The 17610-nt window shown below is 51.1% G+C and carries 14 protein-coding genes; 9 read left to right on the top strand and 5 right to left on the bottom strand.

Features of this window, described 5'->3' with window-relative positions:
- Window positions 1-63 precede the first annotated feature (63 nt).
- The 3 genes from JUB14_RS03715 to JUB14_RS03725 form a co-directional block, all read right to left on the bottom strand.
- Complete coding sequence (locus JUB14_RS03715; protein WP_207504417.1) at window positions 64-2082, bottom strand: plastocyanin/azurin family copper-binding protein; 2019 nt, start codon at window positions 2080-2082, stop codon at window positions 64-66.
- Between the two features lie 48 nt (window positions 2083-2130).
- Window positions 2131-3861 (bottom strand): 3-keto-alpha-glucoside-1,2-lyase-like domain-containing protein, encoded by a 1731-nt coding sequence (locus JUB14_RS03720; protein WP_207504418.1) that lies wholly within the window; start codon window positions 3859-3861, stop codon window positions 2131-2133.
- Between the two features lie 105 nt (window positions 3862-3966).
- Window positions 3967-4734 (bottom strand): NIPSNAP family protein, encoded by a 768-nt coding sequence (locus JUB14_RS03725; protein WP_207504419.1) that lies wholly within the window; start codon window positions 4732-4734, stop codon window positions 3967-3969.
- Window positions 4735-5249: 515 nt separating this feature from the next.
- Here JUB14_RS03725 and acpP point away from each other — a divergent pair.
- Window positions 5250-5483 carry an acyl carrier protein gene (gene acpP / locus JUB14_RS03730; RefSeq protein ID WP_207504420.1) on the top strand — a complete coding sequence of 78 codons (234 nt, stop codon included), beginning with the start codon at window positions 5250-5252 and terminating at the stop codon, window positions 5481-5483.
- A gap of 46 nt (window positions 5484-5529) precedes the next feature.
- Here the strand turns inward: acpP and JUB14_RS03735 are convergent, their stop codons facing one another.
- Window positions 5530-5991 carry a RidA family protein gene (locus JUB14_RS03735; protein WP_207504421.1) on the bottom strand — a complete coding sequence of 154 codons (462 nt, stop codon included), beginning with the start codon at window positions 5989-5991 and terminating at the stop codon, window positions 5530-5532.
- Between the two features lie 161 nt (window positions 5992-6152).
- On the opposite strand from JUB14_RS03735, the gene gcvT reads away from it, so the two are divergent.
- From gcvT to udk, 7 genes are all read left to right on the top strand, one after another.
- Entirely contained in the window at window positions 6153-7232 is a 1080-nt protein-coding gene (gcvT, locus tag JUB14_RS03740) for a glycine cleavage system aminomethyltransferase GcvT (protein ID WP_207504422.1), read from the top strand.
- Between the two features lie 163 nt (window positions 7233-7395).
- Window positions 7396-8106 carry a 2-phosphosulfolactate phosphatase gene (locus JUB14_RS03745; RefSeq protein WP_207504423.1) on the top strand — a complete coding sequence of 237 codons (711 nt, stop codon included), beginning with the start codon at window positions 7396-7398 and terminating at the stop codon, window positions 8104-8106.
- Window positions 8107-8207: 101 nt separating this feature from the next.
- Window positions 8208-10148 (top strand): hypothetical protein, encoded by a 1941-nt coding sequence (locus JUB14_RS03750; protein ID WP_207504424.1) that lies wholly within the window; start codon window positions 8208-8210, stop codon window positions 10146-10148.
- Between the two features lie 73 nt (window positions 10149-10221).
- Window positions 10222-10809 carry a Crp/Fnr family transcriptional regulator gene (locus JUB14_RS03755; protein ID WP_207504425.1) on the top strand — a complete coding sequence of 196 codons (588 nt, stop codon included), beginning with the start codon at window positions 10222-10224 and terminating at the stop codon, window positions 10807-10809.
- Window positions 10810-10855: 46 nt separating this feature from the next.
- Window positions 10856-11278, top strand: a complete 423-nt coding sequence (locus JUB14_RS03760; protein ID WP_207504426.1) for a secondary thiamine-phosphate synthase enzyme YjbQ — start codon at window positions 10856-10858, stop codon at window positions 11276-11278.
- Window positions 11275-13101 (top strand): PorZ beta-propeller-like domain-containing protein, encoded by a 1827-nt coding sequence (locus JUB14_RS03765; protein ID WP_207504427.1) that lies wholly within the window; start codon window positions 11275-11277, stop codon window positions 13099-13101. The genes JUB14_RS03760 and JUB14_RS03765 overlap by 4 nt, the downstream gene beginning before the upstream one ends.
- A 121-nt stretch (window positions 13102-13222) precedes the next feature.
- The gene (udk, locus tag JUB14_RS03770; protein WP_207504428.1) at window positions 13223-13849 is read left to right on the top strand and encodes a uridine kinase; all 627 of its coding nucleotides are present in this window, start codon (window positions 13223-13225) and stop codon (window positions 13847-13849) included.
- 109 nt (window positions 13850-13958) lie between these two features.
- Here the strand turns inward: udk and JUB14_RS03775 are convergent, their stop codons facing one another.
- The gene (locus JUB14_RS03775) at window positions 13959-14870 is read right to left on the bottom strand and encodes a Nif3-like dinuclear metal center hexameric protein (protein ID WP_229367504.1); all 912 of its coding nucleotides are present in this window, start codon (window positions 14868-14870) and stop codon (window positions 13959-13961) included.
- Window positions 14871-15159: 289 nt separating this feature from the next.
- Between JUB14_RS03775 and JUB14_RS03780 the strand changes: the two genes are divergently transcribed.
- The gene (locus JUB14_RS03780) at window positions 15160-17562 is read left to right on the top strand and encodes a TonB-dependent receptor (RefSeq protein WP_207504429.1); all 2403 of its coding nucleotides are present in this window, start codon (window positions 15160-15162) and stop codon (window positions 17560-17562) included.
- Window positions 17563-17610: the final 48 nt, after the last annotated feature.

Consider the following 17610-nt stretch of genomic DNA (forward strand, 5'->3'; position numbering starts at 1 on the left):
TTAGTTCTACTCTACCTGTGGTGCTAGTTGCTCACACCGCAGGTAGAGTAGAGACAGGCATACTTATTTTACAACCTTGAGCTTACCTTGCATCACGATATAGTGGCCGGGGAAAGTACACACGTAGGTGTAATCACCGGCTTGCTTGGGAGCTACAAAGTAAATGGCTTCGCTGGTTTCAGGCTGCAGGATATTGGTATGGAACAGAACGTTGTCCGATACCGGTACATACTGCATTTCTGGGCCTTTAAGCCCCAGGTTTAGAGCCGCTTCTCCTACCTGATTGGCAGTACCTGGCTTGGTAATCACGCAGTTGTGCAGCATGTCATCGTCATTATTGAACACCCACTTTACCCGGCTTCCGGCCTTAACCCGTACCTCCTGCACTTCAAATTTCAGCCCCGGCTTCGTACCTAATGTAATTACCTGGTCTGGACCATTGGTCCAGTCGGCAGGCATTTCGGTCATATGCTTGGCAGCGGAGCCGGCGCTGGCTGTAGCAGCTGGTGCAGCGGTACTGGTCTTAGCGGCAGGCATGGTATGTCCGGCGTGGGCCCCAGTGCTGGCACTGGCAGTCATGACAGGCAGTACCGCTTTCTCTCCGGAAGCAATTTCATTCAGCGTATAGTAGCCAAAGTTGTGGAGAAGCGAAAGACCATCCTTTGACTTTACGCCTTCGGCTTTTAACTCGTGGATATACCCTTTACGCAGGCTGTCGCTATCTACCACCAGGCGAGCCCGCAGGCCATCGTCCGAGAGCAGAATACCTTTTATGGCCATCTGCTTAGCATTGATAATCGGACTACCATAGATGTGGTGGTACTTGTAGTTAAAGCTGTTGAGCTGGTATGAGGCCGGATCAGTAGCGGTGGCTTTGTCTACCGGCATGGTAAAGGTAACTTCGAAGCCATCGGGTGTCGATCGGATCGACTTCATTTCGAACGGAGTCTTACCTGTCCATACCAGACGCTGGATACCAAAGGGAGCAGTACCCGTAGCGGACCAGCCGCGGCTGGTCTGTCCTACAAACATAGAGCCATCCAGTCCCCATACCATCCGGATGATACCGGACATAAAGCCTTCACGGAAGGGGAAACAAGCTCCCTGCCATACACCATTGACCTTTTCCATATCCACCCGCATGATCTTGCTGTGACCCTGGTCACCTACAAACATCTGTCCCTCAAACGGACCAAATGCTCCGCGGGTAGTATCTTCCTTGAAATCGGAGGTAGAGATACCCATCAGCGTATGCGGGAACCATACCGCCGGAGCCTTCAGACCAGGTACTTTCTTGGCTACTTCGTAAAGAGGCTCACCTGTATCGGGTATGTCCTTAGGCTTCAGTTTTACGGGTGAGCCAGGCAAGTCGCTCCAGCGCAGACCGGCCGGGTTACCCACAAAATCACCTTTATCCACATGGGTCATACGACCTGAACCTACCCAGTCACCTTGGTTTTCGGTATAGAAAATGTCGCCTTTGAAAGAACCAAATCCGGCCGGAGAGCGCATACCTGTAGCCCAGGGAGTAAGGCTGCCATCTTCACCCAGCTTGAGCATCCATCCCCGCCACTTCGACTGGCTGGCACCGTGCCCGATCCAGTCGAGGTTGAGGGTAATAACCATATCGCCGTTGGGCATAGGTACGGGGCCGTACGAGTACTGGTGGTAGTTGCCCGACAGGGGCCATTTGGCAAAGCTGTCGTAAATGTCGGCTATACCGTCATTGTTGGTGTCGACCAGCTTGGTTACCTCACCCCGCTGCGTCACCAGGAAGTGGTCACCGCGGTAGTGGAGTCCCAAGGGCTCGTGAAGACCATGTGCAAAACGATTGAACGACGGACGTCCGTTGCCCTTCATGTACGGGTTGCTGATCATCCATACTTCACCCCGACGGGTAGAGGTAGCCAGGCGACCATCCGGTAGCACCGACATTCCCCCTATCTCCAGTTCAATGTTTTCAGGAATGGGCATGGTAATAATGCGGTAGTAGTCGTCCTCGGTGACGGGACGGGCTGTCTGCGCCTGCAAGGCCGCTACACTACCTACGGCCAGAATGGCTGATAATACTATATTTTTCATTTTCACTAGGAGTATATGATCCAAAACGTGGAGTATTAAGAGGATAGGTTACCAGAACATGGTGTAGCTGGTAGAACCATTCACCGGTAGCAGCAACTCCTGCTGCCCACCCGACGTACGAAGTACCGCTTTGGATCGCTTGTCCAGACGCACGTAGTAGTGGTTATCTATTTTATAGAGACCTTTTTCGACCATCTCTATTTGCTTACCGGCACCAGCCAGTGTATACAGGGTACCTCCATTGGGCGTGCCGTCTACATTAATGGTACGTACCAGTCCGTCAGTACCGGGTACTAGGTAGTCATTTACGGTAGCCGAGCCTGCGGCATATCGCATCATCGGGAAGCCTTGGGCATCCAGTCGGTAGCCCAGGAAGTTGATATCTGCTGAGTCGGGCCAGGCCGTATTATCTTTCTTCAGAATGGCGATGCTGCTTTTGCCCGATACGGGTACAGTGAGTCCGGCGGTAAAGAGTAGCTGGGGTTCACCCCGCTCGTACCACATCTCGGTCACATTGGCAAACTGGCCACGCCAGGCCTGCAGCAGGGCACCGCGGTTAAGGTCCATGGTGTAGTGCCAGCCGGCCGGGCTTCCTACCGATACACAGTGAGTACGCTTGTACTTCTCATCTTCGAGTTGAACGAATGAGCGAATCATCTCGGGACGTCCCTCGGCGGCTACGCCCATGTATGGCTTAGGCGCCGGTACCGGTAGTGACGAAAGGGGATGCAGGTCATAGGGACGTACACCGGCTGTTTCGACGCGCAGACCCAGAGCGGCCGGGCGCCAGGGGAAGCGGGAGTAATGTAGCCGGAACTTGTGTGCGCCTTTGTTGAGCTGGATCGAGCCTGAGTGCAGATCCTGCGAAGTACTCTCACCCGGTGCAATTACCTGCTTGCCATCAATGTCCAGCGTCAGGATCGGACCGGTATAGGCTACCGTAAATATATAGATCCCCGATTCCTCCACGTTCATTTCACCCTCATATATAGCATGAAACTCACGCATACCTGTGCCGATCTCCTGGGTCAGGGTATTGGTTTTTTCTTCGCGTACTACTTTTACCGGCTTAGGGTTATTCCACGAATCGTTGTACAGCTTGTACGACATATTCTGCAGAGCCAGGGGCTTACGATCACCCAGAAGCTGGTACCCGATGTTACGGAAGGCTATGGTGCCCTTGGTTACTTCCAGGCCAAGCGCCTGCGGCTCAGCGATGGATTTGGATAGAGGTAGGTACACACTCTGCTGTACTGTCACTCCGTTCAGGGCTAAATTGTTCAGCAAAGCAGAGCCGGCCTGAGTAGGTACAGAGGCGTCGTAGGCTAGTTCCAGCGTTTGCCACAGACCCGGTGCCTTGGCGGCATTCTGGGCAGGAAACTGGCTGATAAAGCCGGACGACTGGGCATTAGGAGTAGGCTGTTGGCGGCTGTCAGCCAGGCGTACCCGCTGGCCACCCGGAAGGTGTACATAACCCTCCGCACCCGGCGAAAGCATAAACTCCAGTCGTAGCTGCAGGTCCTGGGCTTTGACCTGCGTAGTAAGTGGCGAACCGGGGGTTCCTACCAGTACACCACTACCGGACTGAGTTTTGACAGACGAAGCATTGTCAGGATGAATAGTTACCCCTCCTTTGACCGACCAGTTAGATCCCGTTTGTCCAAAAGCACTAAGATCTTTCAGAGAAATGGCGGTGTAGTTGCCTTGTTCTGACTGCGCTGAAACGAACAGGGGGCACGTAAGCAGCAGCAGATAAATAATTCTGGTTAAAGAACGCATTTGTAAATAAGTGTACAGTTTACATTTAAATGCAAGTTAGCAATAATCCCTGACTGATATATCAGTCAGGGATTATTGCTAACGAAAACAGAATAAGTTAAGTATCTACCGGATTGTAGAGAAGTCGGCAGGTTTCATGTATACCGATTCTACCTTTTCGGTTAGCTTGCCGTTGCGCTCCGAGTTATCGCGGGCTTTAACCCAGGTGTGGTCGTTACGGAAGTTGTCAAACGCTTTTTTACCGGCCTCTTCACTAGGGTGCGCCAGGATATAAATCAGGGTATTCTCCTTATCTTGAGGTATCCAGTACCCTATGTTGGTCATGCCGTGCTTGTTAAACAGCTTCACCGTATGATCACGGAAACGAGCCAGCAGATCATCCATTTTGCCGGGGTTGGCTGTGTAGGTACGCAGCTCAAATACCCGCCCCTTCGGATCTACTGAATTGATGTTGATAGCAGGCGAGAAGTCAGCTGTTTTCATGAATATCTGATCTACCTTCTTCACGATCTTCCCGTCTTTCTCGGACTCACTCGCTACTCGCTTCCACTCGGGATCAGAGCCGAAGGCTTTCCAGGAGGCATTGCGGGCTTCCATGTTAGGGTACGAAAGGATATAGATCAGTTTGTTGTCTGTGTTATCAATGGGTACCCAGTAACCGGCGTTGGTCATACCGTGCTTTTCAAAAATTTTGGTAGTGTGGTTGCGGAAGCGGTTAAGCAGGGCATCCAGGCGACCAGGCTCGCAGTAGTAGACACGCATCTCGTACAGGCGCGAATCATCATTTTTGGCTGTGGTCTGGGCGGATGACGGGGTAACGGTAACAGCCAATAAGCACAGGATTGGCAGTAGTAAAGAAGTAAGGACTTTCATAAAAGTGATGGAATAGTTGTAATGGGATTTGCTGTAAAAAGTTTCTCAGGATTAGTCTGTGAACGACTGGTAGCGGGTTGGCTCCGTGCTCACCTACAAAGAAACGGCACAAGTAGATTTTCTACTCATAAAAACCCATCAGACAAATCCAGTTTTTTGTAGAAAGGGAAGATGACCGTGTATCAGTACGGGCATTGGCTAGTCAAGTCTGTCAACTCTAGTTACTTAGACGCACCTGTCACTGCGGTTCATCCTCAGTTTTGGAGTATTCATACCGAATTCCTGCCGCCTGAGCTATTTTAAATTCATATTTTGTAATATACGTAGTTGTTTTGAGGTGATGAAATTGTGGTTTTTTTATAATAAATATTGATAAAGTATTGAAATGAAGCCGTTTGAAAAATAGTTGGAGTAGCTGAAACATTTTGTACTTTTTTGTCGTACTATTTGTAAAATGGTTCCAATGTGAACGAGTAATTTTGATCCCTTTGCTCATCTTCAAAAACATAAAGCCCATGAAACAACGCATTATTACTATCCTGAAAAATTTTGGTGTTGAAGAATCTGCCATCACCGAAGACGCACACTTTATCAAAGACTTGGGGTTTGACAGCCTGGATACTGTAGATCTGATGATGCAACTGGAGCAGGAGTTTGTAATAAGTATCCCTGACGAGGATTATGCCAAGATTACGAACATCCGCAGCCTGATGTCGTATCTGGAAGAGCAACAAGCCGTCACTGTATAAATAATGGTACCGGGGATACAGAAGGGTACGACTTGAGTCGCTACCCTTATTTTTTGCCCCTTTGGGCCGGAGCCGCGGCTATAACGGCTATTTCGATACTGGCGCCAGCCGGTAGGGCGGCAACCCCAACAGTAGTACGGGCTGGGTACTGACCCGTAAAGTACCGGCCATAGATCTCGTTGACTTTACCGAACTGCGCAATATCCTTAATATAGATAGTCGTATTGACTATGTGCGTCAGGTCAAGCCCGGCGGTAGTCAACAGCGTCTTGATATTCTCCATGATCTGAACAGCCTCTGCCTCTACGCCTCCTTCTACCAGTTTTTTTGTTTCGGGATTGAGTCCAATCTGCCCCGCCAGAAACAGCATACCGTTGGCTTCTATCCCCTGACTGTAGGGACCTATCGGAACGGGAGCTTTGTCTGTCTGGATTATTTTATGCTGAGCCAGTACATGGCCTGATACTATAAGAAGACCCATTACCGCCGGAAGTACTATTTTTTTCATACGAGTGATGAGAGGACTAGTTTAGGATAAATGTACGAAAGCAAGATAGTGACTTTTTTAGAAACAACTATTTCTGGCCTTAGTAGCTGAATTGTCTGCATATAACTGCCGGTCTTTTACAGGCATTTCCTACTTTTGCACTCGCAATAAATTACAATTTGATGAAAACAATCCCACTTCACGACTTACACGTTCAACTAGGAGCCAAAATGGTACCTTTTGCGGGTTTTGTAATGCCCGTTCGCTATACATCGGACCTGGACGAGCACCATGCCGTCCGTAACAGTGTAGGCGTGTTTGACGTATCCCACATGGGTGAGTTTGTGCTGCGCGGTCCCCAGGCACTGGATCTGATCCAGAAGGTATCAGCCAACGATGCATCGGTACTCTATGACGGTAAGGTACAGTACAGCTATCTGCCCAACGCGGACGGTGGAGTGGTGGATGACCTGCTCGTGTACCGCCACCATGCGGATGAGTACATGCTAGTGGTGAATGCTTCGAACATAGAGAAAGACTGGGACTGGATCATGAGCCACAATACCGAAGGGGTAGAGATGGAGAATATCTCAGACCAGATGTGTCTGTTTGCGGTGCAGGGGCCTAAGGCTATCGCTACGCTTCAGAAGCTGACCGAGATAGACGTAGCAGCCATGGAGTACTATACCTTCCAGACTGGTTCATTGGGCGGTATTGAGGGAGTGATCCTGTCGGCAACGGGCTATACCGGAGCGGGTGGATTTGAAGTATATGTAGAGAAAGAGAAGGCTCAGGTGATATGGGAGGCCATTTTTGAAGCCGGTGCTGAATTCGGGATCAAGCCCATCGGTTTGGGAGCCCGGGATACGCTGCGCCTCGAAAAAGGTTTTTGTCTGTACGGCAATGATATAAGCGATACCACATCACCCCTCGAAGCCGGACTGGGCTGGGTGACCAAGTTTACCAAGCCATTTATCAACTCTGATGCTCTTAAAGTACAAAAGGAGCAGGGAATAGCCCGTAAACTGGTAGGTTTTGAGATGATAGATCGTGGTATCCCCCGCAGCCACTACGAACTATGTGATGCCGGAGGTAACGTCATTGGTGAAGTCACGTCGGGTACCCAGTCGCCTACGCTTCAGAAAGGGATCGGCATGGGCTATGTGCAGAAGGAGTACAGCCAGCCCGGTGCTGAGCTATTCGTAAAGGTGCGTGAGCGCCTCCTGAAAGCGCAGGTCATAAAACTACCTTTTGTAAAGTAGCGCTTAGCTATTAGCAAGTTGGTTGTTAGGGATTAGCTTACGGTACTCACTAACAACGATATGGTATTATTGTATATATTAATTCAGATATAAGATAAAAGTAAACGGCCTGTAATCCAGAGCAAGTAGCTATGCCTACTTGACACGTAGGGCCCCCATCCTCATGAAACAACTTGATGTTTGCCTGACACCTGACTTGCTGCACCTTCATAAGTTAGATAATTGTATTGTCGTAGTGGCTGATATATTCAGGGCTACCTCCTGCATGGTAACCGGCCTGGCCTACGGTGTAAAAAGTATTACGCCGGTGGCTACTATTGAAGAGTGTAAGCTACTGCAGGAGAAAGGCTACATAGCCGCCGCGGAGCGCAATGCGCAGATGGTAGAAGGTTTTGATCTGGGTAACTCACCGTTCAGCTTCATGAATGAGCGGTTTATCGGAGCCAACATAGCCATGACTACCACCAACGGTACGCTGTCTATTGCCAAAGCCAGACCACTTGCGGTTAAGATCCTGGTGGGAGCATTCCTGAACCTGGGATCACTGGCTAACCAGCTTCGTTCCGAGCCTTATGATGTACTGGTACTATGTGCCGGCTGGAAAGGACGCCCTAATCTGGAAGATACACTGTTTGCCGGCGCTCTGGCTGATGCCCTCAAAAATGAATATATGCTCTTGGAAGATAGTACTATCATGGCTCAGCGGATGTACCAGCAGGGGAAAGATAATCTGCTGTCTTATGTAGCTAACTCCTCGCACGTGCGGCGGTTGCAGCGGCTGGGTATACAGAAAGATATCTCCTATTCACTGCAGACGGACTTGTACGATGTGGTACCGGTACTGAGAGGAAACTCGCTGGTAGCGATGAACTAAGAGAGCTGCGGTATCCATCCAGCATAAATAAGGTAGTAAGAGTTGAAAGGTTGTCGCCTTTTATTCGTTTCAGTGGTTAGTGTTTGTTGTTACCTGGTGTTATGTCAAAAGCTTTTACAAAGGTTATTGTAGGAATATTATTCAGTATGGCTCTGCGGGTACAGGCACAGGAAGTGCCTACTACCCCTCAGTCCGATACTACGCTTTCCCGAACTCCCGGCCGTAACGTAGTTACGCCACTCAATACGAACTCACTCCCCATACTGAACGATACGGTAGTACCTCAGGGACGGAATGTAGTAACGCCGATCCTCTCCAACGGGCTGCCCATACTCGACCCGGATTCTACCCGAGCTACTACTACTCAGGGGGATAGTACCCAGAGTGCAGCTCGTATCCTGACGGGGGACGTGTCGTACCTGTCCGTTTGTGCGGGTAGTACTATACAGGTACCGTTCACGCCTTCCGGTACTTTTAATGCGGATAACTCTTTTCTGGTGCAGCTCATTGACGCCAGTAATAACTTTATAGTCATATCGACTCCTGCCAAGTCGGGGACCCTAAGTGCGGTCATACCGGCCGATAAGAAGGGCGGGCATCAGTATCGCCTGCGGGTGGTTTCAACCAGTCCGGCCATGCTGGGCAACGAAGTACCTATCCGTATTCTCCCGACACCTACGGCCCGACTCGAAACGGCCGATGGATCTATGTCATCGCGTATTATGCCCGGACAGGAAGCCCATCTGCGGGTCAATCTGACGGGAACCGGCCCCTGGTCATTCAGGGTATCGGACGGAACGGTAGTGCGTGAGACGCTAAGCAATCCTTACTATTTCTCCATCAAGCCTGAGCAGGTCCAGGCGTACCGGTTAACGGGCGTAGCCAATGTCTGCGGCAGTGGTACCGTCAATGGGGAGGTAATCGTGAACGTAGATCCTAACCCGGAGCCACGGCTCGCGCTGAAAGATGCCGAAAAAGGATTCCGTGTATGTTCCAACACACCATTCCAGGTATCATTTAGCGCAACCGGAAAATATAAAGCTGGTAATAACTTCGTAGTGCAGATTGCCGATGCCGATGGTGTATTCAGGAATATCTCTCAGGTTGATACCATGGGCCCTATCGTAGCCCAGTTACCGCCTGGTTTCAAGGCCGGACAGTACCGCCTGCGGGTGGCTGCGTCCGCTCCGCAGCTATTCAGTGATACGACCAGCATTTTGGTGGCTGCTCCCACGCATACTGTACTGCAGAGCGACTCCCTGTCGGTAAAAGAAGGAGAGAGCGCTGACCTGACGGTACGTTTTACTGGAGGAGGTCCCTGGTTTGTGCTGTTGTCGGATGGTACCTATGAGAACAATATTCTTACATCACCTCATACCCTTAAGGTAAATCCTGCTAACCCTACCAACTACCAGATTACCTCAGCGGGGGGCTTGTGTGGAGTCGGAAGTTTCTCGGGTAAGGCGCATGTATTTGTGAAGGTACCTCCTTCAACCATCAGTATGGGTAGCCCTTCGCAGAGTATTATTTGTTCGGGAGGGGAAGTGGAAGTACCCTTTACGTATACAGGAAGATTCTACGCAGCCAATAAATTCATTGTCCAGATCGCCGACGAAAGCGGGAACTGGGTGAACCTGCCAACTACCGGAAAAGAAAGCCCGTTGAAGGTAAAGGTAACGCCTTCTTTCATGAGTGATACGATCAGTGCTCAGCGCCTGCGTATCATGGCTACGGCGCCATCAGTAGTGAGCGAGCCGCGCGAGATCAAAGTCATTGCCCCCGATGCAGCCATTGGTGAGGTATCAGGTCGTGGGGTCATAGCAGGGGGAGGTTCTACCCGCATCCGGCTCAAGTTTAAGAACGGTTTACCGCCCTGGTCATTTACCTTATCAGATGGCACTACCGTACAGGGTACCTTCCTGAATCCGTACCTGATCACGGTATCGCCCACTGCCACTGCCGAGTTTACAATAAGCTCGTTGAAAAGTGCCTGTGGGAGTGGAACCAGTATGGGAAGTGCTCTGATTACGGTTGAGAAATAGGACAGGTAGAAATAGCCAAATAAATACCTGATTTTGTACAACATCTGGACATTTAAGTGAGTTTGTACAAAGTATGGAACCACTAAAAGCGTACCTGTCAAGGTACATGTCGTTATCGGATGCCCAGATTGAACTGCTTGTTTCTTACCTTAAAGAAGTGAAGCTAGAGGCAGGGGATTATTTCCTTCGCGAAGGAAATGTCTGCCGGCACATTGGATTTGTGACGGAGGGAGTTCTCCGGGTATTGCATTTTGATCGGGACGATGAAGTAACCCGTTACTTCATTTCCAATGGAAATCTGGCCGTGTTACCGGATAGCTTCCGGCACCAGGCTCCGGCTACTGAAAATATACAGGCTGTTACGGATACTCATATCTGGATCCTTAAGTACGAGGATATGGTAAGTTTATTTGGAGAGATTCCGGCCTGGGGGCGCCTGGTCCAAAGGCTGGTAGAGGAGGTGCAGAGGCAGCGGGCGCTGGGGCGTGTGCTGGCCAGCCAGAATGTGCAGACTCGCCTGAATAACTTTGATGAGGAATATCCTGGGCTGATAGATGTAATACCTGAAAAGATCCTGGCCTCGTACCTCCGGATGAGCCCGCTGGAATTAAAGAAAAGCAGACAGAGTATGATCGGCAATCAGCCATCCAATACGGTCTGATGGATCATGTCTCTGGCTGACCCAAAGTACTTTCTTACTATAACGCATGCTCGTATTTCAGAACGAATGCTCATTGCCGCCGTTGCCCCGCGGCTTTCATCTTATTTCTGACCGCGTACTCAGGGCTTTGCCTGAGATCCGGCAGATCAAAGCCGGACTTCTCCACGTATTTATTCAGCATACCTCAGCCAGCCTGACGATCAACGAAAATGCTGACCCAACGGTACGGCATGACTTTGAGAGCCATTTCAATGTCATGGTACCCGAAAATGCTCCTTACTACCGCCATAATTACGAGGGACCGGACGACATGCCGGCGCATATCAAGGCTTCGCTGCTGGATAGTGCCGTCACTATACCCATTACCAATGGTCGTCTGAACCTGGGTACCTGGCAGGGCATCTACCTGTGCGAGCACCGTGACCACGCCTCCGGCCGCCGCCTGGTACTGACCGCGTATGGCGTATGAGGAGGCTCTTCCTTATACTAACCCTACTATTAACTCTATCCGGTGGCTATGCACAGGATGTACCACTTGGCGCCTGGCGAACCCACTTTAGCTACCTGTCCGCCCATAGTGTAGAGCTGGTGGAGGGGCGCGTCTTCTGCGCTACCTACAACGGCCTTTTCAGTGTCAATCCTTCCGACGATAGTACTGTTGAATATTCTAAAGCCACCGGGCTAAGCGATGTGGGAGTGAGTGCTATGGCGTATGATCCTGCCACACAACTTCTACTGCTGGGGTACCGGAGTGGTAACCTGGACCTGCTGTACCTGGATGAAAAGGCGGAGCCTACCGAAATCCTAAACTGGCCCCTGCTGCGTAACGCGGCTGATCTGCCCGAAAATCGTCGGTTACTGGATATCCAGTTCCACGAGGGACTTGCGTACTTATCTACTGGCTTTGGCGTCGTTGTGCTGGACCCGCAGCGCCGGGAGGTACGCGAGACGTACCGGTACATCGGACCGGCCGGGGCCGAAGTAGCGGTGTATAGCCTCGCCTTTACTTCGGACAGCCTCTACGCTGCTACCTCACAGGGGTTATTGGCTACTAGCTTGGCCCCTACCATCAACCGACAGTTCTTTGGCAACTGGCGATCTGTGCCTACTCCATTTCCCACGCCACGCTCAGTAGCGATAGCCAACGGCTCCGTCTACGCCGGTTTTTCGGGTAGAGGCGTGTACCGGCGGGAAGGCAGTAGCTGGAACCTGGCTTATCCTGGTACTGGCTCGACGGTTATATTACGTTCGGCTGGTGTGAGGCTACTAGCTATGCTGGATGGTCAGGTAGTAGTACTGGCTCCACCGGTTCCGCCTACTGTTTATCAGCACCCTTTGATCGTGAGTCCGCAGGATGCTACTATGGAGGCAGCCGGTACTTTGTGGATAGCCGATCTCAAAAATGGATTACTAGGTAACGCTGGAGGAGCTTTTCGCTCGTACAGCCCCCCTACGGCCGATACCACTATTGCTGTACGGGCTGACTCTTCCGTGCTGGATCGAAACGGGCTCCTGTGGTCGCGCCTGCCTACCTACCTGGGGGGAGGTATTGTAGTGAGTGACCCGGGTACCGGTCGTCAGCGCTATCTCTCTACCTCACCGGGGAATGGTGGTCTGCCCTCGGCTGCGATTACTAGTATAGTACTGGATCGGGATGGCTTGATCTGGTTTGCGAGCGACCGGGGCGTAGGGTACTTTGTGCCGGATGGAGTACTATCCGGCGGACGGATAGATGCCGTACTACCTATCTACGGGCAGCGTCGCCTCCTCTCCAACGAACGGGCTACCGCCCTGGCCGTAGAGCCCGGCAACCGCAAGTGGATCGGTACCCGCAATGGTCTGTACCTGTTCTCTTCCGACGGTACTGATCTGATTCAGCAGTTTACCGCCCAGGACAGCCCCTTGCCGACTGATCAGATACGTGCCTTACGCTTTGCTGATAGTACCGGCTACCTTTACGTCGATACACCCAATGGGATGGTTTCCTATCGGAGCGATGCTAGTTCGCCCGAGCCTACCCTGGCTACCAGTACTGTTACTATTTTCCCGAATCCGGTCAGGCCTGGTTATGAGGGAGTAGTGGGGGTGAAGGGACTGGTCGAAAATACAGTGGTAAAAATTACAGATTTGTCGGGGCGGCTGGTGCACGAAACCCGCTCTCAGGGCGGAACAGCTTCGTGGAATTTAAGGGATTATACAGGCCGCAGAGCGCGCGGAGGCATATATCTTGTACTTCTTATAGCCCCCGATGGAACGGAAAGTGTGGCCGGAAAGTTGGCTGTAGTGGAATAGGTTTTGTCCTAATTCGGAATAATATTCGGTTGAGTATTCAGTACTTTGTAATTTTGCAATTAATCGCGCCCAACTTAGAGGTAGAGCAACAAACTACCTTATTTCATTGCAAACTAAAAACATGACAAGTCAGCAAAAGCCCCCTTTTATTATCGGTATTACAGGAGGTAGTGCGTCAGGAAAGACGTACTTTATGAAGAAGCTTATTGAATCGGTCAACGAAGAGCACATCTGCCGCCTTTCGCAGGATAACTACTATCGCCCGATCAATGAGATTCCGAGGGATGAAAACGGGGTAGAGAACTTTGATCTGCCGGAGGCTATTGACCACCAGTTATTTGCAAAACATATAGCTGAGCTACGGCAGGGAAATACAGTTTACCAAAAGGAGTATACTTTCAATAATCCTCTGCTCGAACCCAAGGTACTGACTTTTAATCCCCTCCCTATCATTATTGTTGAAGGTATCTTTGTGTACTACTATCCGGAGGTAGCCCGGCTGATCGACCTCAAGATATTCGTAGATACCAAAGAGTACGTAAAGATCAAACGGCGTATTATCCGGGACAACAACGAGCGTGGCTACGACCTCGACGATGTACTGTACCGCTGGGAACACCACGTAGCGCCTACCTACGAAAAGTACATAAAGCCCCTGCGCTCCGAAGCCGATATCGTCATCAACAACAACCAACACTTCGACACCGGTCTGGAAGTACTGGTAGCCTATCTGAAGACGAAGGTATAGGTAGCTTAGATTTTAACTAGAAGCGCCTGGTTCCAACGGAGCCAGGCGCTTTTTTTGTATTGCTTTCTGCTGCTATACAGGAAGATCCAGACAGTCTGTAACAGACTCCTTACATCCACAAAAAAGGATCTTCAGAGGCTACGTGGGTTATTTTGAGGTCGGGGAGTTTGGGCTTGAGCCAGTCTATGAAGTACTCCATACCCGGCTCTTCGCTGACGGCGTGGCCCAGTACGATGAGGGAAACATTTTGACCTAATAAGCGGGCGTCGCGGATATACTCTACCGTCTCCCACTCGGGCGCTTCGCCTACTATAAGTACATCGGGCTTTTCGCGCTCAGCCAGGGCCACCTGTCTTTGTCCGCCGATTGCGCCGGGTAGCAGGCCGATGCGCTGGCAGGTCTGATTGGGATCGCCCACCACTCGCAGTTGTGTAATGCCGAGGGATTGCTTCAGGTGCTGCACCAGTTGTTTCAGCGGGACCGACGGGATGGTGAGTATGGGCTGGCCGGCCTTGTAGTAGGACAGCCAGTTGGCCTTCTTGACGACGCCGTAGCTGATGGCGTCGGGAGTGAGCCGGTGAATGTAGTCATGAAAGCGCCAGACCACAATTTTATGTTTATCCAGCAGTTGCTGCTTCTGTTTAACTATATTATTATTCTCTACCCAGTCAGGCTTGTCGAGGTGGTTGTAGAAGGTAGGCTCATGGGCCATGATAAAATTGACTTTCAGTCGGGCGGCTTCCTCAATTACGGCAATGGTCGGAAACATGGTCGTTACGATGCCACTTACTACCTGGCTGCCCTTACCAGACTTAAGCGTATCTACCGTATCTGGAAGAGTGGACAGTTTGCCCTCTTTCAGGATCAGGTCTATCACCTCCTGCACTGTCCAGCTTTTCAGAGGTGACTCAGGGAGCGATGAGGCCATCAGTGGTTTCAGGTCGGCCAGGGCCAGCAAGCCAGCCGACTGGGCCGTACGGGTTATAAACTTTCGGCGGTTGAGAGAATAGGGTTGCTTCATGGGTATAAGGTTAGAATCCTTAGGCTAAACTACTACATTTATTGCTAAGGTCTTAACCAACTCCGGGTTCAATAAAAGACTGAATGCTTACCACCTGGTAAGGTAAAATAATTTTCTTCTCCTGCGTTCTGCGCAGTAACTTTGTAGAAGTGAGTGGCAGTAGTAAGATGGCCTATTGTTCTCACTAAACAGACACCACCCAGTCTATTTTCTGTATTTATTGCTAGTACAGGATTCTTCGTTGCTGTTTGTAGGTACTTTGTGTTGGATGTGATTGTTGACTATATACATGCAGAAATTTATCCTCTTCGCTCTGTTTTCTCTTATTTCTTTGAGTCTGTTTGCACAGACAGTACCCGTGCAGATCAAATTGACTGAACCAACCCGCGAGCCAATCATTGGAGCTACGGTACAGGTACTGAATGCGGCGGACTCGTCGGTGGCTCAGGCTGGCCTTACCGATACACTGGGTACTGTTAGCTTTGTTTTGACTCCGGCTACACCTTACGTGCTGGTAGCTACCTCCATCGGATACCGGGAGTTGCGGAGGCCGCTGACTGTATTAGCGCAGCAGAGGACACTTGCCTTTACTCTGACCGAAGAAAGTCAGCTCCTGCAGGAAGTGCAGGTCACGGCGGCCCGTCCCCTGATGCGGCAGGAGGAGGATAAACTAATCGTAGACCCGGAGCCGATTGTAAGTACCAGTACCAGCACGCTGGAGGTACTCGAAAAAACACCGGGGCTGTTTGTGGATCCGGACGGGAATGTGTACCTGAGCAGTACTACACCGGCCACTATCTATATCAACGGGCGGGAGCAGCGCATGAGTACCGCCGACATTGCCTCCATGCTCAAAAGCCTGCCGCCTAATAGTATAGCGCATATAGAAGTACTACGTACCCCCTCGGCCCGCTACGACGCCAGCGGCAGCGGTGGGGTAGTGAATATAGTACTCAAAAAAGGAGTGAAAATAGGACTGACGGGCTCGGTGAATGCGTCCCTGAACCAGGGGAGCTACGGCAACCAGATGCTGGGCCTGAACCTGAACAACCAGGTAGGGAAGCGGCACGCATACCTCAACCTCAACTATGCCCGCCGCAATACCTACGAGCGGGTAGAGACGGAACGCTTACTTACCAACGGCAGCCGCATCGCTCAGCAGGCTTTTACTACCTTTCCGTCGGATGTTGCCTACGCAGGCTTCGGGTTTGGGTACGAGTTGTCGCCGAAGTGGGAGCTTAACTACGACAGCCGGATCAACTACACCGCTACCAATTCCTCTTCCAGTAACGAAAGCATCATTAGTAAGCCGGATGCAGGTACCTTACTAAGCGACAACACCAACTACCTGCAGAACCACTCGAACGTATTTTCTGTGAGCCAGGGCGTCACATCCAAATACAAAATCAACGAGGAGGGGGCCGAGATCACTACCGACTTTTCGTACGGGTACTTTGAAAATAAAGGGAGTCAGGAATATCAGACCCTCTTTCGGCTCCCGCAGGTGGCGGAGCTGGCGGGCGACGGAGAGTGGACTAACCGTCGCCACGTGTGGTCGGGGCAGGTGGATGCCCGCTACAAACTCCCCAAGCAGATTACGCTGGAAACGGGGCTAAAATCAACCTTTCAGGGTTTCAACAGCGGTACCAACTACTTTATAGAGGTAGATGACCAACGAGAGCAGGATAGATTTCGGACTAATACCTTCACCTACCGTGATAACATTAACGCCGCCTACCTGCAGGGCTCCAAGACTTTTGGTGCCTTCCTGTTAAAAATAGGAGCCCGACTTGAGAATACCATCATGAACGGGTGGCAGCGCATCCCGTCCGATACCTCCTTCCGCATCAACCGCACCGACCTCTTCCCCTACCTTTATTTTAGTCGAAGGGTAGGTAAGATCGCGGGCTACGAGCTGCGTAGCTACCTGGTGATGCGCCGCTCCATCACGCGCCCCACCTACGAGTACCTCAACCCTTTTGCCCGTTTCGTGGACCAGTACCTGTACGAAACCGGCAACCCGGCTCTGCGACCTCAGTTTACCCAAAACTACGAAGTGAATATCAGCGTGGACGAGCGGCCCATTTTTGCCATCGGGCGCAACTATACGCAGGATATTTTTACGAATGTACTCTACCAAGACCCACGTAACCCTGCCGTTGCCTACCGCTCCTATGACAACCTGGGGCGCAACGCCGAAACGTACTTCCGCCTGCTGGGAGCCATCCCGCCCGGTGGGAAGTACTTCTTTGTGCTGGGGCTACAGTATAACTACAACGACTACCGGGGTGAATACGAAAATAGTCCGCTGGAGTTCCAGCGCGGTAGTACCACGTTCTTTACCTACCATCAGCTGAAACTAGGAGCACTGACGACCCTTAGCCTCAACGGTTTTTACCGGATGAAGGGACAGCTCCAGTTCTACGAGCTCAGCAACTTTGGTAATGTGAACCTGAACCTCAACCGGCACCTCATGAACAAGAAGATGCTGTTGAGCCTGAGCATCAGTGATGTGTTCTTTACCAATAAGTACCAGTTTACGCTCAATCAGGGTTCCATAGCTGCCTCGGGTGCCCGCATCAACGATACCCGCCGCGTAGGCCTCAGCCTGCGGTATAACTTCGGTGTGCGTAAAAAAGAGGAACGCTCCGGCATGCCGGATTTCGACTCGCTGGAGCGGAATAGTCGGTAGGGGTAATAATTCTACTTAGGAGATTATGTATTAGATTAGTGCCTAACG

This window comes from Telluribacter humicola (genome assembly GCF_017355935.1).
Taxonomy (GTDB): domain Bacteria; phylum Bacteroidota; class Bacteroidia; order Cytophagales; family Spirosomataceae; genus Telluribacter; species Telluribacter humicola.

Bases quoted from the DNA above. Each gene is read 5' to 3' on its own strand.
- JUB14_RS03715 (WP_207504417.1), bottom strand. From the start codon at position 2,082: ATGAAAAATATAGTATTATCAGCCATTCTGGCCGTAGGTAGTGTAGCG.
- JUB14_RS03720 (WP_207504418.1), bottom strand. From the start codon at position 3,861: ATGCGTTCTTTAACCAGAATTATTTATCTGCTGCTGCTTACGTGCCCC.
- JUB14_RS03725 (WP_207504419.1), bottom strand. From the start codon at position 4,734: ATGAAAGTCCTTACTTCTTTACTACTGCCAATCCTGTGCTTATTGGCT.
- acpP (WP_207504420.1), top strand. From the start codon at position 5,250: ATGAAACAACGCATTATTACTATCCTGAAAAATTTTGGTGTTGAAGAA.
- JUB14_RS03735 (WP_207504421.1), bottom strand. From the start codon at position 5,991: ATGAAAAAAATAGTACTTCCGGCGGTAATGGGTCTTCTTATAGTATCA.
- gcvT (WP_207504422.1), top strand. From the start codon at position 6,153: ATGAAAACAATCCCACTTCACGACTTACACGTTCAACTAGGAGCCAAA.
- JUB14_RS03745 (WP_207504423.1), top strand. From the start codon at position 7,396: ATGAAACAACTTGATGTTTGCCTGACACCTGACTTGCTGCACCTTCAT.
- JUB14_RS03750 (WP_207504424.1), top strand. From the start codon at position 8,208: ATGTCAAAAGCTTTTACAAAGGTTATTGTAGGAATATTATTCAGTATG.
- JUB14_RS03755 (WP_207504425.1), top strand. From the start codon at position 10,222: ATGGAACCACTAAAAGCGTACCTGTCAAGGTACATGTCGTTATCGGAT.
- JUB14_RS03760 (WP_207504426.1), top strand. From the start codon at position 10,856: ATGCTCGTATTTCAGAACGAATGCTCATTGCCGCCGTTGCCCCGCGGC.
- JUB14_RS03765 (WP_207504427.1), top strand. From the start codon at position 11,275: ATGAGGAGGCTCTTCCTTATACTAACCCTACTATTAACTCTATCCGGT.
- udk (WP_207504428.1), top strand. From the start codon at position 13,223: ATGACAAGTCAGCAAAAGCCCCCTTTTATTATCGGTATTACAGGAGGT.
- JUB14_RS03775 (WP_229367504.1), bottom strand. From the start codon at position 14,870: ATGAAGCAACCCTATTCTCTCAACCGCCGAAAGTTTATAACCCGTACG.
- JUB14_RS03780 (WP_207504429.1), top strand. From the start codon at position 15,160: ATGCAGAAATTTATCCTCTTCGCTCTGTTTTCTCTTATTTCTTTGAGT.